Origin of the sequence: Kitasatospora sp. NPDC028055 (assembly GCF_040637885.1) — a bacterium.
GTDB lineage: Bacteria > Actinomycetota > Actinomycetes > Streptomycetales > Streptomycetaceae > Kitasatospora.
On record NZ_JBEZXE010000008.1, the window covers coordinates 133,202 to 145,418 of the forward strand.

General features: G+C 73.7%; 14 protein-coding genes. 8 read left to right on the plus strand and 6 right to left on the minus strand.

Annotated features, from left to right (window positions below):
- Positions 1–43 precede the first annotated feature (43 nt).
- A complete protein-coding gene (locus AB0F71_RS12445) occupies positions 44–733 on the plus strand; it encodes a response regulator transcription factor (RefSeq protein ID WP_360231650.1) in 690 nt (229 codons plus the stop codon).
- Positions 730–2,118 carry a HAMP domain-containing sensor histidine kinase gene (locus tag AB0F71_RS12450; protein WP_360231653.1) on the plus strand — a complete coding sequence of 463 codons (1,389 nt, stop codon included), beginning with the start codon at positions 730–732 and terminating at the stop codon, positions 2,116–2,118. Before AB0F71_RS12445 ends, AB0F71_RS12450 begins: the two co-directional genes overlap by 4 nt.
- Here the strand turns inward: AB0F71_RS12450 and AB0F71_RS12455 are convergent.
- Positions 2,093–2,563: a hypothetical protein gene (locus tag AB0F71_RS12455; RefSeq protein WP_360231656.1), complete on the minus strand. Its 471-nt coding sequence runs from the start codon at positions 2,561–2,563 to the stop codon at positions 2,093–2,095. The two genes, AB0F71_RS12450 and AB0F71_RS12455, sit on opposite strands and share 26 nt — an antisense overlap.
- A 222-nt stretch (positions 2,564–2,785) precedes the next feature.
- On the opposite strand from AB0F71_RS12455, the gene AB0F71_RS12460 reads away from it, so the two are divergent.
- The gene (locus tag AB0F71_RS12460; RefSeq protein ID WP_360231659.1) at positions 2,786–3,793 is read left to right on the plus strand and encodes an NADP-dependent oxidoreductase; all 1,008 of its coding nucleotides are present in this window, start codon (positions 2,786–2,788) and stop codon (positions 3,791–3,793) included.
- A 76-nt stretch (positions 3,794–3,869) separates the two neighbouring features.
- On the opposite strand, the gene AB0F71_RS12465 is transcribed toward AB0F71_RS12460, so the two are convergent.
- The gene (locus AB0F71_RS12465) at positions 3,870–4,640 is read right to left on the minus strand and encodes a phosphotransferase (RefSeq protein ID WP_360231662.1); all 771 of its coding nucleotides are present in this window, start codon (positions 4,638–4,640) and stop codon (positions 3,870–3,872) included.
- Positions 4,641–4,739: 99 nt separating this feature from the next.
- Complete coding sequence (locus AB0F71_RS12470; RefSeq protein ID WP_360231665.1) at positions 4,740–5,567, minus strand: LysR substrate-binding domain-containing protein; 828 nt, start codon at positions 5,565–5,567, stop codon at positions 4,740–4,742.
- A gap of 67 nt (positions 5,568–5,634) precedes the next feature.
- On the opposite strand from AB0F71_RS12470, the gene AB0F71_RS12475 reads away from it, so the two are divergent.
- The 4 genes from AB0F71_RS12475 to AB0F71_RS12490 all read left to right on the plus strand — a co-directional run bounded on the left by AB0F71_RS12475 (position 5,635) and on the right by AB0F71_RS12490 (position 8,398).
- Positions 5,635–6,531, plus strand: a complete 897-nt coding sequence (locus AB0F71_RS12475) for an NAD(P)H-binding protein (RefSeq protein WP_360231668.1) — start codon at positions 5,635–5,637, stop codon at positions 6,529–6,531.
- Positions 6,532–6,633: 102 nt separating this feature from the next.
- A complete protein-coding gene (locus tag AB0F71_RS12480) occupies positions 6,634–7,044 on the plus strand; it encodes a hypothetical protein (RefSeq protein WP_360231671.1) in 411 nt (136 codons plus the stop codon).
- 128 nt (positions 7,045–7,172) lie between these two features.
- The gene (locus AB0F71_RS12485; protein ID WP_360231674.1) at positions 7,173–7,505 is read left to right on the plus strand and encodes a putative quinol monooxygenase; all 333 of its coding nucleotides are present in this window, start codon (positions 7,173–7,175) and stop codon (positions 7,503–7,505) included.
- A 134-nt stretch (positions 7,506–7,639) separates the two neighbouring features.
- Entirely contained in the window at positions 7,640–8,398 is a 759-nt protein-coding gene (locus tag AB0F71_RS12490; RefSeq protein WP_360231677.1) for an IclR family transcriptional regulator C-terminal domain-containing protein, read from the plus strand.
- A gap of 25 nt (positions 8,399–8,423) precedes the next feature.
- On the opposite strand, the gene AB0F71_RS12495 is transcribed toward AB0F71_RS12490, so the two are convergent.
- The 3 genes from AB0F71_RS12495 to AB0F71_RS12505 form a co-directional block, all read right to left on the minus strand.
- Positions 8,424–9,230, minus strand: a complete 807-nt coding sequence (locus tag AB0F71_RS12495; RefSeq protein ID WP_360231680.1) for a DUF4389 domain-containing protein — start codon at positions 9,228–9,230, stop codon at positions 8,424–8,426.
- Positions 9,231–9,444: 214 nt separating this feature from the next.
- A complete protein-coding gene (locus AB0F71_RS12500; protein WP_360231683.1) occupies positions 9,445–10,506 on the minus strand; it encodes a hypothetical protein in 1,062 nt (353 codons plus the stop codon).
- A gap of 187 nt (positions 10,507–10,693) precedes the next feature.
- Positions 10,694–11,521 (minus strand): alpha/beta hydrolase, encoded by an 828-nt coding sequence (locus AB0F71_RS12505; protein WP_360231686.1) that lies wholly within the window; start codon positions 11,519–11,521, stop codon positions 10,694–10,696.
- Between the two features lie 95 nt (positions 11,522–11,616).
- Between AB0F71_RS12505 and AB0F71_RS12510 the strand changes: the two genes are divergently transcribed.
- The gene (locus tag AB0F71_RS12510; RefSeq protein ID WP_360231689.1) at positions 11,617–12,153 is read left to right on the plus strand and encodes a helix-turn-helix domain-containing protein; all 537 of its coding nucleotides are present in this window, start codon (positions 11,617–11,619) and stop codon (positions 12,151–12,153) included.
- Positions 12,154–12,217 lie beyond the last annotated feature (64 nt).

Genomic DNA, 12,217 nt, shown 5'->3' on the forward strand with positions numbered 1-12,217 from the left:
CGTCGGAGCAGGTCAACGGGGTACGAGGAGCGGAGGGTCGGCGGTGCGGATTCTGGTGGCGGACGATGACCAGGAGGTGCGGGAGGCCGTGGCCGACGGACTGACCGTCGAGGGCTACGAGGTGGTCACCGCCGTCGACGGCCACGACGCCCTGGCGAAGATCGCCTCCCACGAGCCCGACGCGGTCGTGCTCGACGTGATGATGCCGGTCCTCGACGGCCTCGCCGTCTGCCGCCAGCTGCGGGCCCTGCACGACCGCACCCCAGTCCTGGTGCTGACCGCGCGGGACAACATCGACGACCGCGTCGACGGGCTGGACGCCGGCGCCGACGACTACCTCGTCAAGCCCTTCGCCCTGGCCGAACTCACCGCCCGGCTGCGCGCACTGCTGCGCCGCGCCGCCTTCGACGCGCCCGGCGCCGAGGCCGACGCCGAACTGCGCTACGCCGACCTGGTCCTGGACCCGCGGACCCGCACCGGGCACCGCGGTTCCCGCCGGCTGGAGTTCAGCCGCACCGAGGCGACCCTGCTGGAACTGCTGCTGCGCCACTCCGGGCAGGTGCTCACCCGGGAGACGCTGCTGGAGCGGGTCTGGGGGCAGGACTTCGGCCCCGAGTCCAACTCCCTAGCCGTGTACGTCGGTTACCTGCGCCGCAAGCTGGAGGCGGGCGGCGAACCGCGCCTGGTGCACACCGTGCACGGCGTCGGCTACCGCCTGGCCGCAGACTCGTGACCCTCCGCGTCCGGCTCGCCGTGGCGACCGCCCTGGCCGTCGCCACCGTCGCCCTCGGCCTCAGCTGGGCCGCCTTCGCGGTGATCCGCTACGAACTGACCCACCAACTGGAGCTGGAGCTCACCCAGGCCGCCACCGTCGCCCTCCAGCAGCAGGGCAACGAACCGCCCGGCGTGCTCTCCGGGCAGTGCCGCTACCTGGCCGCCCCGGCCTGCACCCAGATCGTCCCGGCCGACCCGGCCCGCGCCCCCCGGACGGCCGTCGCCCCGTACCTGTTCCCGGTCACCCCGGCCGTGCGCGAGGTCGCCGCCGGGCAGCGCGCCGCCTATTTCAGCACCGCCACCGTCGCCGGGTTCCCGGCCCGGATGCTGGTCACGCCCTTCCGGGGCGGCACCGCCCTCCAGGTCGTGCTGCGCTCGGACGGGGTGGACCGCGCCGTACGACAGTCCGCGGCCGCGTTCGCCGGGCTCGGCGCCGCCGGGGTACTGGCGGCCGGGTTCCTCGGCTGGTGGGTCTCCCGGACGGGCCTGCGCCCGGTGGCCCGGCTCACCGCCACGGTCGAACGGATCACCGCCACCGGCGACCCCCACCACCGGATCACCTCCCACGCGGCCACCGGCCGCCGCCGGGACGAGGTCAGCCGGCTCGGCGAGAGCTTCGACACCATGCTCGACGCGCTGGAACGCTCGGTCACCGCCCAGCGCCGCCTGGTCTCCGACGCCTCGCACGAACTGCGCACCCCGCTGACGGCGCTGCGCACCAACGCCGAACTGCTGGCCCGCGGCGACCGGCTCACCGACGCCCAGCGCGAACGGGCCGCCACCGCCCTGGGGCGGCAGCTGCGCGAGGTCACCGGCATGGTCAACGACCTGGTCGAACTCGCCCGGGACGAGGAGCCCCAGGCTCTGGTCGAGCGGTTCCGCCTGCTGCCCCTGGTCGAGCACGCCGTCACCTCGGCGCGCGGGCACTGGCCGGGCCAGGAGTTCACCCTCTCCGTCGGACCGGGCGCCGCCGAGGCGGTCGTGCCGGGCGTCCCCGCCCGGCTGGTACGGCTGCTGGGGAACCTGCTCGACAACGCCGCCAAGTTCGGCGCCGGGCGCGGACCGGTGGAGGTCCGGGTGGCGCTGGCCGGCGACGGCGGCGACACCCTGGAGGTGTCCGTCCGCGACCACGGCCCGGGCATCGCCACCGAGGACCTCCCGTACGTCTTCGACCGCTTCTACCGCTCCGACACCGCCCGCAGCCTCCCCGGCTCCGGCCTCGGCCTCGCCATGGCCCGCCAGATCGCCCGCGCCCACGGCGCCGACCTCGTCGCCCGCGAGACCGACCCCCACCACGGCGGCGGCGCCTGCTTCGCCCTCACCGGCCTGCCCGTCGATTCCTAATCCTCTTGTCAAGCCGTTCTGGCTGGGTCGCTGGCCGTCGGTCGGCCGCCTGCTCAACAGTCACTGCTACTGAGCGACGTCGGAGCCCGGCGGCCACAAGCTCCATTTCGACCAGCGTGCCCACCAGGCCGGTCGTCCTCAGCTCGTCGGCGATGGCCCGTGCCTGTGCCAGCGACAGCCCGTGTATCTCCCGCAGAACGTGCAGGACAGGGACAAGGCTCGACTCGGGCCCCGCGAGGCGGAGTCGAGCTGGGCCGTGCTCTGCCAGCAGCGCCTGCCGAATCTCCTCGGGAGTCCCTGCGCCGCTGTCCTGCTCGCACCACGCAGTGGGACAGGTCCGGCATCTGCCTTCGGTGCCCCACCCCACCTGCCCGCGGTCGATGAACTGGCCGATGTCGCGTATCAGCACACCACCGCAGTCATCGCAACGCGTCGTGATCTTCACGCCCTGAGTGATCACCAGACTCCCCGCCTTCGGTCCTCGGTCTCCGGATCTTCCCGCCTCCGCGCCTGCCCGTCGACCGCGCTATCGGTGCCTCGACCCCCTCCTCCGCGCTTCACCACGCCCGACCCACTGAATCCGGACATTCACTAGTCATATGACTAAGCGCTTGCTTAGACTCGGCACCTGTCCTTCCACCGCGCGAGTACGCCACCAGGAGTCGTCATGACCGACGTCAACCGTCAGATCCGCCTTGCCCGTCGACCGGTCGGGGAGGTCCGGCCGGAGGACTGGGCGTACGGGGAGGAGCCCGTGGGGGTGCCCGGGGACGGGGAGTTCCTGGGGCGGACGCGGTACGTGTCGCTGGACCCGGCGATGCGCGGGTGGCTGGACGACCGGCCGTCCTACCTGCCGCCGGTGGGGCTGGGCGAGGTGATGCGGGCCGGGGCGGTGGCCGAGGTGGTCGCGTCCAACCACCCGAAGTTCCGGGTCGGCGACCACGTGGTGGGTTCCTTCGGGGTCCAGGACTACGTGGTGTCGGACGGCAAGGGCGTGGTCAAGGTCGATCCCGCGCTCGCCCCGCTGCCCACCTACCTCGGGGCGCTCGGGATGCCCGGGATGACGGCCTACTTCGGGCTGCTGGAGGTCGGCGCGCTCAAGGAGGGCGAGACCGTGGTGGTCTCCGGCGCGGCCGGGGCGGTGGGCACCATGGTCGGGCAGATCGCCAAGGTGAAGGGCTGCCGGGTGGTCGGGATCGCCGGCGGGCCGGAGAAGTGCGCGCTGCTGACCGAGGAGCTCGGCTTCGACGCGGCGATCGACTACCGCGCCGAGGACGTCCGCAAGGCGCTGCGCACCCACGCCCCGGACGGCATCGACGTCTACTTCGACAACGTCGGCGGCCCGGTCCTGGACGCCGCGCTGACCAGGCTGGCGATGCACGCCCGGGTGGTGGTCTGCGGCGCGATCAGCCAGTACAACAACGAGGACTCGGTGCAGGGCCCGTCCAACTACCTGTCGCTGCTGGTGCGGCGGGCCCGGATGGAGGGCTTCGTGGTGTTCGACTACGCCCGCCGGTACGCGGAGGCGGCGGCCGAGATCGCGGGCTGGATCGGCGAGGGCCGGATCAAGGTGAAGGAGCACCTGGTCGAGGGCACGGTCGCGGACTTCCCGGAGACCCTCGGGATGCTCTTCCGCGGGGAGAACACCGGAAAGCTGGTGCTGGGCCTGGTCTGAGCCCCGAGCCCTGGACGCACTCCGGCCGACTGGACGCACCCCGACCGCACCGGCCACACCGGCCGACTCAGCCGGCTCAGCCCTCGAGCAGGGTCGCGCGCTCGGCGCGGAGCCAGCGGCGCTCGGCCGTGATCTCGGCCACGTCGCCGCGGGCGAGGAAGGCCGCCCACGGCTGCTCGCCGCGCCCGCCGAGCCGCTCGATCCGGGCCGCCTCCCGGGTCTGGAGCGCGTCCAGGGCGTCGAGCACCGCCTCCGGCCGCTCACCGTAGGCGGTGCACAGCGCGTCCAGGCGCTCCCGCAGCACCCCGGGCCCGCTCACGGCGGCCCGGCGCTGCTGCTCGACGGAGCGCAACGGCACGGCGTACCAGGCGAGTTGGGCGAGGTCGTCGACGGCGTGGCCGGGCGCGGCGAAGTCCCAGTCGATGAAGCCGGCCAGGTGGTCGCCGTCCCATACGGCGTTCCACGGGCCCAGGTCGCCGTGCCGGATGACCAGGCCGGGCCGCCACTCCTGCTCCGCGCCCTGCCAGCTCGCCCCGGCGGGCGGGCGGAAGTCCCGGACGGCGTCGTGGTACTCGCGCAGCCAGCGCCCGAGGGCGCGGACGCCCGTGGTGGAGCGCAGGACGGCCGGCCAGGGCGCGAAGGCGGGTTCGCCGTGCAGCAGCGAGAGCACCTCCTCGCCGCCCTCGAGGGCGATCGGCCGTGGGGACCGGGTGAAGCCCGCCGCCTCCAGGTGGGCCAGCAGCGCGTGGACGGCGGGCGTCCACGGGCCGACCGGCCGGCGGATGGTGTCCCCGATCCGCCGCACCGTGGTCACGCTGCCCCGGTCCGTTGCTCCGTCCTCGATCACCGGGGCAGCGTAGCCGTCTCCGCAGGTCGGCGTCGCGCGGTTTCCCGCCCGGGCGCCCCCGGCCGATAGGCGCGCGGTGCGGTCAGGCGGGTGGCGCGGTCAGGCGGGCCGCAGCGTGGCGGTGGCGATCTCCAGGAAGTCGCGCAGCGGCTTGCCCCGCCGGTCGGCCAGGTCCGCCAGGTCGGCCGGGACGGCCAGGCAGGTCTCGACCCCGGGGACGTCGGTGACGGTCCGGTGGACGAGGTCGGGCCGGGCGTAGGAGCGCGCCACGCTCAGCGGCAGCAGGGCGATGCCGTGCCCGGAGGCGATCAGCTCGAACTTCTCCTCCAGGGAGGCCGTCCGCCGGACCGGTGCGTCGAGCATCCGCTCGCCGACGAGGTCGGCGGTGGTGAGTTCGGCGCGGGCGGCCAGCGGGTGCGTCGCGGGCAGGCAGGCGACCCGGGGCTCGTGGCCGATCGGGATGGTGCGCAGCCCCGAGTCGTCGAACGGCCTTCGCAGGTAGGCCACTTGGCAGCGGCCGTCGCGCAGCGGCGCGTCCTGCTCCCACCAGCGCGCCGGGACGAGGTCGGTCTCGACGTCCGGGTGTCGCAGCGCGAACGCGCGGATCGCCTCCGACACGTGCAGGCCGGGTGAGAAGGCGACGACCAGCCGCCGGGTGCCCTTGTCGGCGTCGTGCACGCGCTGCACCGCCGCGGCGACGGCCGCGAGGATCCCCCGCGCCTCCTCCTGGAGCTGTCGGCCGGCCGGGGTCAGTTCCACGCTGCGCGTGGTCCGGACCAGCAGGGTGCACTCCAACTCCTGCTCGATGGCCCGGATCTGACGACTGAGGACGGGTTGGGTGATGAAGAGCTGCTCCGCCGCCCGGCCGAAGTGCCGGTGTTCGGCGACCGCCGCGAAGTAGCGGAGCTTGCGCAGGTCGAGATCCATGCCTGGAAGGTATCAATGCCCAGGAAGGGTATTGGACGCCGCAGTTGGCCGGCCCGAGACTCGACACATGATCGTCATCACCACTCCCACCGGCCAGATCGGCGGCCGACTGCTCGACCTCCTGCTCACCGGGCCGCGCGCCGCCGCCGAGGAACTGCGCGTCGTCGTGCGCGACCCGGCGAGGCTCCCGGAGGCCGTCCGGGCCCGCGTCGACGTCGTCGCCGGCTCCCACGACGACCCCGAGGTCGTCGACCGGGCCTTCACCGGCGCGCACGCCGTCTTCTGGGTCGTCCCGCCCACGCGGCAGGCGCCGAGCCTGGACGCCGTCTACTCCGGGTTCACCCGGGCCGCCGCCGAGGCCCTCACCGCCCACGGCGTCCGGCACGTCGTCGGCGTCTCCGCACTCGGCCGCGGCACCCCGGTCGCCGACCGCGCCGGGCACGTGACGGCCTCCCTGGCCATGGACGACCTCCTCGCGAGCACCGGCGCGGCCTACCGGGCGCTCGCCAACCCCTCCTTCATGGACAACCTGCTGTGGCAGTCCGCCTCGATCCGGGACCGCGGCGTGTACACCTCCACCGTCGCCGCCGACCGCCCGGCGCCGCTGGCGGCCACCCGGGACATCGCCGCGGCCGCCGCCGACCTGCTGCTCGACCGCTCCTGGACGGGGACCGGCGAAGTCCCGGTGCTGGGCCCCGAGGACCTCTCCGCGAACGACATGGCGCGCGTCATGTCCGAGGTCCTCGGCCGCCCGGTCCGCTACGAGCGCCAGTCGCTGGACGACTTCCGCGCCTCGCTCGCCGGACAGGGCTACAGCGAGGCGCTGGCGGACGGCTACCTCGACATGATGCGCGCCAAGGACGACGGCCTCGACGCCGGGGTCGAGCGCACCCCGCGGACCGCGAGCCCGACGAGCTTCCGCCAGTGGTGCGAGGAGGTCCTCAAGCCGGCCGTCCTGGCCTGACCGCCAGGCGCCGCACCCGTCCCGCCGGGCGGGCACCGGCCAGCGCCGGTGCCCGCCCAACCCGGTTGACGTCCCCTCCGGACGGATGATCGGCTCCTCCCCATGGACGACCGCAAGCCCGACGACCGCAAGCCCGACAACCACGAGACCGACGACCACCTCCCCGCCGACCATCTCCCCGCCGAGGCGGTCGCCCTCCTGGAGTCGCTGCTCGCGGCGGACACCCCCGCCTTCCGCGCCCTGCGCGCCCAGATCCCCCACCTGCGGGTCACCGGCGGCTGCGAGTGCCCCTGCCCCAGCCTGGACCTGGCCCTGGCCGACCCGGCCGCCGCACCCGCCGCACCCGTCACCGGCACTCCCGCCGCCGAGGCCACCGTGGTCGACGCCGACGGCACCCCGATCGGCGGCGTCATGGTCTTCGTCACCGAGGGCCGGCTGTCCTACCTGGAGGTCTACTCCTGGGCCGACGAGCCGATCACGCGCCTCCCCTCCCCCGACCGCCTCCTGCCGTAGCGGCGCCGCGGGGCCCCGGCAGGGACGGTTTCCGGCATGGGTGGAATCGCGGTGCGGTGCATTCCGCGGGCCGGGCGGCGGTCGGGCAGGGTGGGGGCTCGACCGTCTCCCCGACCTGAGAGAGCGCCATGATCTTCATCACCGTGAAGTTCCCCGTCCGCCCCGAGCACAGCGCGCAGTGGCTCGACATCGTCGCCGAGTTCACCGAGGCCACCCGTGCCGAGCCGGGGAACCTGTTCTTCGACTGGTCCCGCAGCGTGGACGACCCGAACGAGTACGTGCTCGTGGAGGGGTTCCGGGACGGCGAGGCCGGGCGGGCGCACGTCGAGTCGGCGCACTTCCGGCAGGCCATTGAGACGCTGTCCGGCGCGGTCGCCGCCAAGCCCCGGATCATCAGCGTCGACCTCCCCGACCGCGAGGGCTGGGACCTCATGGGCGAGATCACCCCGCGCGAGGGCTGAGCCCAGCCGGGCACGTCCCAGCCAGGCCCGGCCCGGACGCCGAGCGGGCCGGACCGGGGGCCGGTGGCCTCCCCCGGTCCGGCCCCCGGCAGACTGGACGGGTCACGCAGCACCAGCAGGAGGAGCACCCCGCCATGGCCGGGCAGACCGGGCCGCGCGCCGCCGACCGCACCCTGGAGGTGCTGGAACTCGTCGCCGGGTCACCCTCGCCCGTCCCGGCCAAGGCGCTCGCCCGGAGCCTCGGCTGCGCCCTGTCGACGGCCTACACCCTCCTCGCCCCGCTCACCGAGCGCGGCTACCTGGTGCGCACCGACGGCGGCTACGCCCTCGGCTACCAGGTCTCCGCCCTCCACCGCGCGTTCCAGCGGCAGATGGGCCTCACCGACAGCATCGACGGCGTGCTGGCCCGGATGCGGCACGCCACCCGCGCCTCGGCGAACTACGTCGCCTACCAGGGCGACGGCCTGGTGATCGCCGACGTGCGCACCGTCGCCGCCGACGGCGACCAGCGGCCCGACCTCACCGTCGGCGTCGACCCGCGCTCCCACGCCTACGCCCACGGCAAGATCGCCCTGGCCGCTGCCGGCCCGGCCGCCCGCCGCCGCTACCTGGAGCAGCCCGGCCTGCGCCGCTTCACCCCGCACACGATCGCCTCCGTCGAACGGCTCGACGAGGAGCTGCGGCGGATCCGCCGCACCGGCGTCGCCCTGGACGTCGAGGAGGCCCGGCCCGGCCTGGCCTGCCTGGCGGCCCCCGTGCTCGGTACGGACGGCTCCGTGATCGGCAGCGTCTCCCTCGCCGTCCGCCCCGAGGAGCTGCGCGCCCGCCGCCACCAGCTGATCGCCGCCGTCAAGCAGGCCGCGCAGGCGGCCGCCCCGATCCACCGGCCCTGACGCCCGGCCGCCCGGCCGCCCCCCGTCAGTGCGGGCCGGGCACGAGCGGGGCGATGACGTGCTGGGTCGGGTTGACGCCGTTGTCCTCGTCGTCGTCGTCGGTGTTCACCGAGGTGGTGACCGAGCTGGTCGCCCAGGAGACCAGGCCGAGGATCAGGAAGAGGACCACCAGCCCGCGCCCGCCGCCGCTCAGCACCAGCGGACGGGTGGCCGACACCCGCTCGGGCTCGCTGTTCGGCTCCTCGCCGAACAGCCGCTTGGGGTAGGCGGAGGTGAGCATCACCAGGTAGGCGGTGTACCGCAGTTGGTAGCGCAGGATCGCGGTCGTGGCCTCGTACAGCGGCTGCGGCATCCGGCCGAGGATCAGCACCACCAGCCAGCTGATGAACGAGACCATCCACCAGCCCGCGTGCAGCAGGCCCTGCACGATCGAGGCGGGGATGACCAGGATGATCCGGAAGAGTACGGCCAGCCGGTTCAGTTCACCGGGCCGCAGCTCGACCTGCACCGGGTACTCGGGGGCGCTGAACCGGAACGGCGGGTAACGGTCCACGGTGAGCATCAGATACGCGGTGACCCTCGCCTCGTACGGGACGAACGCGGTGAGGTAGTCCGCGACGAAGCCGGGCAGCCGCCCGAGGACCAGCGCACCGAACCAGCCGATCACGGTGACCACAAAAGCCACCAGGGACAGCACCCACAGCACCACGAACTGAGGGATCAGCAGCAGCAGGCGCAGCAGCACCGTCCAGCGGTTCTGCGCGGCGGGCGCCGGCATGTCCAGGACGGGAAGCCACTCACGGCTGACGGGGGCGGGGGGAGCCTGCCACATCCGGGCCTCCACGGTCTCGGAACGACGGGACCCGGCAGTCGGGCACCGCCGGGTCCCTCCGAAGATCGCAGCCTCCCGCCCTCCCCGCGCGCCACGCTGCGCCGGACGGGTCACACCGCGCCCCGGCACCGGCCGGGGGCGGCCCCCACCGTCCGTGCGCCGATTGCCCGGATGGTCCAGGTTGCGCATTCGCCGGGGACCGGGGGTGCCGGTGTCAGAAGGCGTTCAGGGCGGCTTCGATCAGCGTCGCCACCGGTACGAGTGCCTGGCGCTGTGTCAGGCCGTCCTGGATCACGTTCTGGTACACGACGGCGAAGCTCCTGCCCCGCACGGTGTCACTGACGAGGATCCCCTCGGACAGCACGGTCTGGCCGGTCTTCAACGAGCCGATGCCGACCTTGCCGTGGGTGGCGACGAACTGTCCGCCGGGGGGCCAGATCGGCGGGCTGGTGGACGCGAAGAACGTGCCCGCCCGGGCCATGAGTGCCTTCATGTCCTGGCTGCTCGTCGGCCCGACGAGTTTGTCGTCCGCCAGGAGCGTCAGCAGTCTGACGAGCTGCCGCGCGGTGGTGCCCTGGGCCGTGTCCACGTCGTTGACACACGGGATGCGCGCGGCCGGCCAGATCCCGGCGTAGTCGCCCGCCAGCCACAGCCCCGTTGCGGAGGCGCTGTCGAAGAGGGCGGAGTCGGCGAGCTTGCCGTCGAGGTACGGGTATCCCAGACCGTGGATCGTCGTGGTGGCCCCCGGGTCGTTCTGCTGCACCATCATGTCCTCGAACGCGGCCACCTGCGCCGGAGTGAAGTCGACCGTGAAGACCCCACCGGAGGGTCCGAGTCGGAGAACGGCCGAATAGTTCGGCCGCCTGGCCTTGTCCTCGGCGCGCAACGCCGTCGACACCTTGATCTGCGACGGCGTGTGCGTGCCGATGTCCGGGTCGAAGGTGGCTTTCAGTGCGGCTTCGATGGCCGGCCAGGTGGTCAGCCCCAGGTCGCCGGCCAGCTGGTCGGCGCTCGACCGCAGGTCGAAGGCCGTGTACATCGCCGCGATCTTGATCAGGCTGGCCGAGTAGCACTCGTCCTGGTCCCGGATCGCCGCCCAGGGGTGGTTCAGCCCGCCCTCGAACCCGGTCAGCGCGACGACGATGACGGCCAGGTCGTCGACCGTCGGGGTGCCGGCGTCCGACAGCTGCTGCCGCGTGGTGTCCAGGGCGTCCTGCATGGACGGGTTGTTGTTGAACGCGAGCGGGTCGTCAACGGGACCGGTGAACAGCGGCATGACGGTTCCTCAGCACTGTGGTGGTTCCGTGCGATGCGGCGCGGGATCCATGCGGTGCGACGCGGTCCGCGACTCGACGCGTCCTTCTGACGCCCGGCGCACCTGCCCGCGCCCCGTACGGGCTGCCAACTCCAGGCTCACCCGGTCGGCGGACACGTGCAAGCCAGGAACTCTGGGAAGGGACGGATCAACGAGGACCTGTCCGGTCGAGGAGGCGACCGACCGCCTGCGCCACCGCCCCCGGCTGTTCGGCCTGGATGAGGTGGCCCGAGTCGACCACCTCGAACAGTCCGTCCGGCAGGGTCGCGACCCACTGCCGCTGGTGGGCGGTCATGGCGGTGCGCTGCGCAGCGCGGCCCCGGTCGGGGCGGGACGGCGAGAGCAGTACGGTCGGGCAGCTCGGGAGGCCGGGCGGCTCGGCGCGGAACCGGGGGATGGCCTCGACCACGGCCCTGAGCTCCTTCCTGGTCTGCGCGATCCCGGCGGGGACGAGGTCCTCGGCGAGCATGGTCGCGTAGGTGTCGGCCGGAAACGCGCGCCGGAGGTTCCCGCTGCCCAGGCGGGCGAGTGGGCGCAGCCGCACCAGCGCCTGCGTCACGGCGAGCACCCGGTCGACCTTCCCGGCGGTCCGGTCGAACCGGTCGTAGACGGGTGCGCTCTCCGGTGTCGGGTCGAGCAGCAGCAGGCCGCGCAGCCGCAGGCCCAGGCGGTCCGCCGCGCGGCGCGCGACCAGGCCGCCCATGCTGTGCGCGACGAGCACCGGAGGGGACGATCGCGGGACCACTTCCCCGATCAACGCGGCCAGGTCGGCGGCCAGGTCGTCGATGCCCAGCCGGCCCGCGGTTCGGCCGCTGCGGCCGAACCCGGCACGGTCGTAGGCCACCAGCCGGGCACGGTCGGCCAGCAGCGGCAGGACCGCGTCCCAGCTGGTCCGGCCGAGGCCCGCTCCGGCCTCGAAGACCACCCAGTCGGCGCCCCGACCTGACTCCTCGACATGGACGGAGCGCCCGTTCACGGCCACTGCACGTCCGGTTTCCCGTCTCATCCGCTGCGCTCCCCCATCCAATTTTTCAATTTCGATAACGGTATCACTCATGAAATAGTGGCGCCATGGACACCGCCGAACTGCTTCTCCACCCAGTACGCCTCCGCGTGGTGCACGCCCTGTCCGGCGGACGCGAGCTCACCACCGGCGAACTGTCCGCCCGGCTGCCCGATGTGCCGAAGGTGAGCGTCTACCGGCACGTGGCCCTGCTCGCGGAGGCCGGCTTCCTCGACGTGGCCGAGGAGCGCCGCGTCCGCAATGTCGTCGAGCGCCGCTACCGGCTGCGCCGCGACCGCCCCTCGATCGACGGCGAAGCGGCCGCGACCATGTCCCTGGAGGACCACCGCCGCGGCTTCGCCGCCGCGATGGCCGTCCTCATCGCCGAGTTCAACGCCTACCTCGACCGTGAGGGCGCGAACCCGACGGCCGACTCGGTCTCCTACCGCCAGGGCACGCTCTGGCTCAGCCCGGACGAACTCACCGAGCTCGTCGGCGAACTGGTCGCCGCCCTGCGGCCCCGGCTGGGCAACCAGCCCGGCCCGGGCCGGGTGCCGTACCTGCTCAGCCCCGTCCTCTTCCCCACCGATCCCTCAGCCCCCTGACCCGGGGCGCCACTCGGCGCCGCGCGGCGCCCAGGGCCGGTCAGGGGCGGTCTGGGGGGGTAGG

Coding starts and splice junctions, on each gene's coding strand:
- AB0F71_RS12475 (WP_360231668.1), top strand. CDS start 5,635: ATGATCGTCATCACCACTCCCACCGGCCAGATCGGCGGCCGACTGCTC.
- AB0F71_RS12490 (WP_360231677.1), top strand. CDS start 7,640: ATGGCCGGGCAGACCGGGCCGCGCGCCGCCGACCGCACCCTGGAGGTG.
- AB0F71_RS12485 (WP_360231674.1), top strand. CDS start 7,173: ATGATCTTCATCACCGTGAAGTTCCCCGTCCGCCCCGAGCACAGCGCG.
- AB0F71_RS12495 (WP_360231680.1), bottom strand. CDS start 9,230: ATGTGGCAGGCTCCCCCCGCCCCCGTCAGCCGTGAGTGGCTTCCCGTC.
- AB0F71_RS12510 (WP_360231689.1), top strand. CDS start 11,617: ATGGACACCGCCGAACTGCTTCTCCACCCAGTACGCCTCCGCGTGGTG.
- AB0F71_RS12470 (WP_360231665.1), bottom strand. CDS start 5,567: ATGGATCTCGACCTGCGCAAGCTCCGCTACTTCGCGGCGGTCGCCGAA.
- AB0F71_RS12500 (WP_360231683.1), bottom strand. CDS start 10,506: ATGCCGCTGTTCACCGGTCCCGTTGACGACCCGCTCGCGTTCAACAAC.
- AB0F71_RS12460 (WP_360231659.1), top strand. CDS start 2,786: ATGACCGACGTCAACCGTCAGATCCGCCTTGCCCGTCGACCGGTCGGG.
- AB0F71_RS12480 (WP_360231671.1), top strand. CDS start 6,634: ATGGACGACCGCAAGCCCGACGACCGCAAGCCCGACAACCACGAGACC.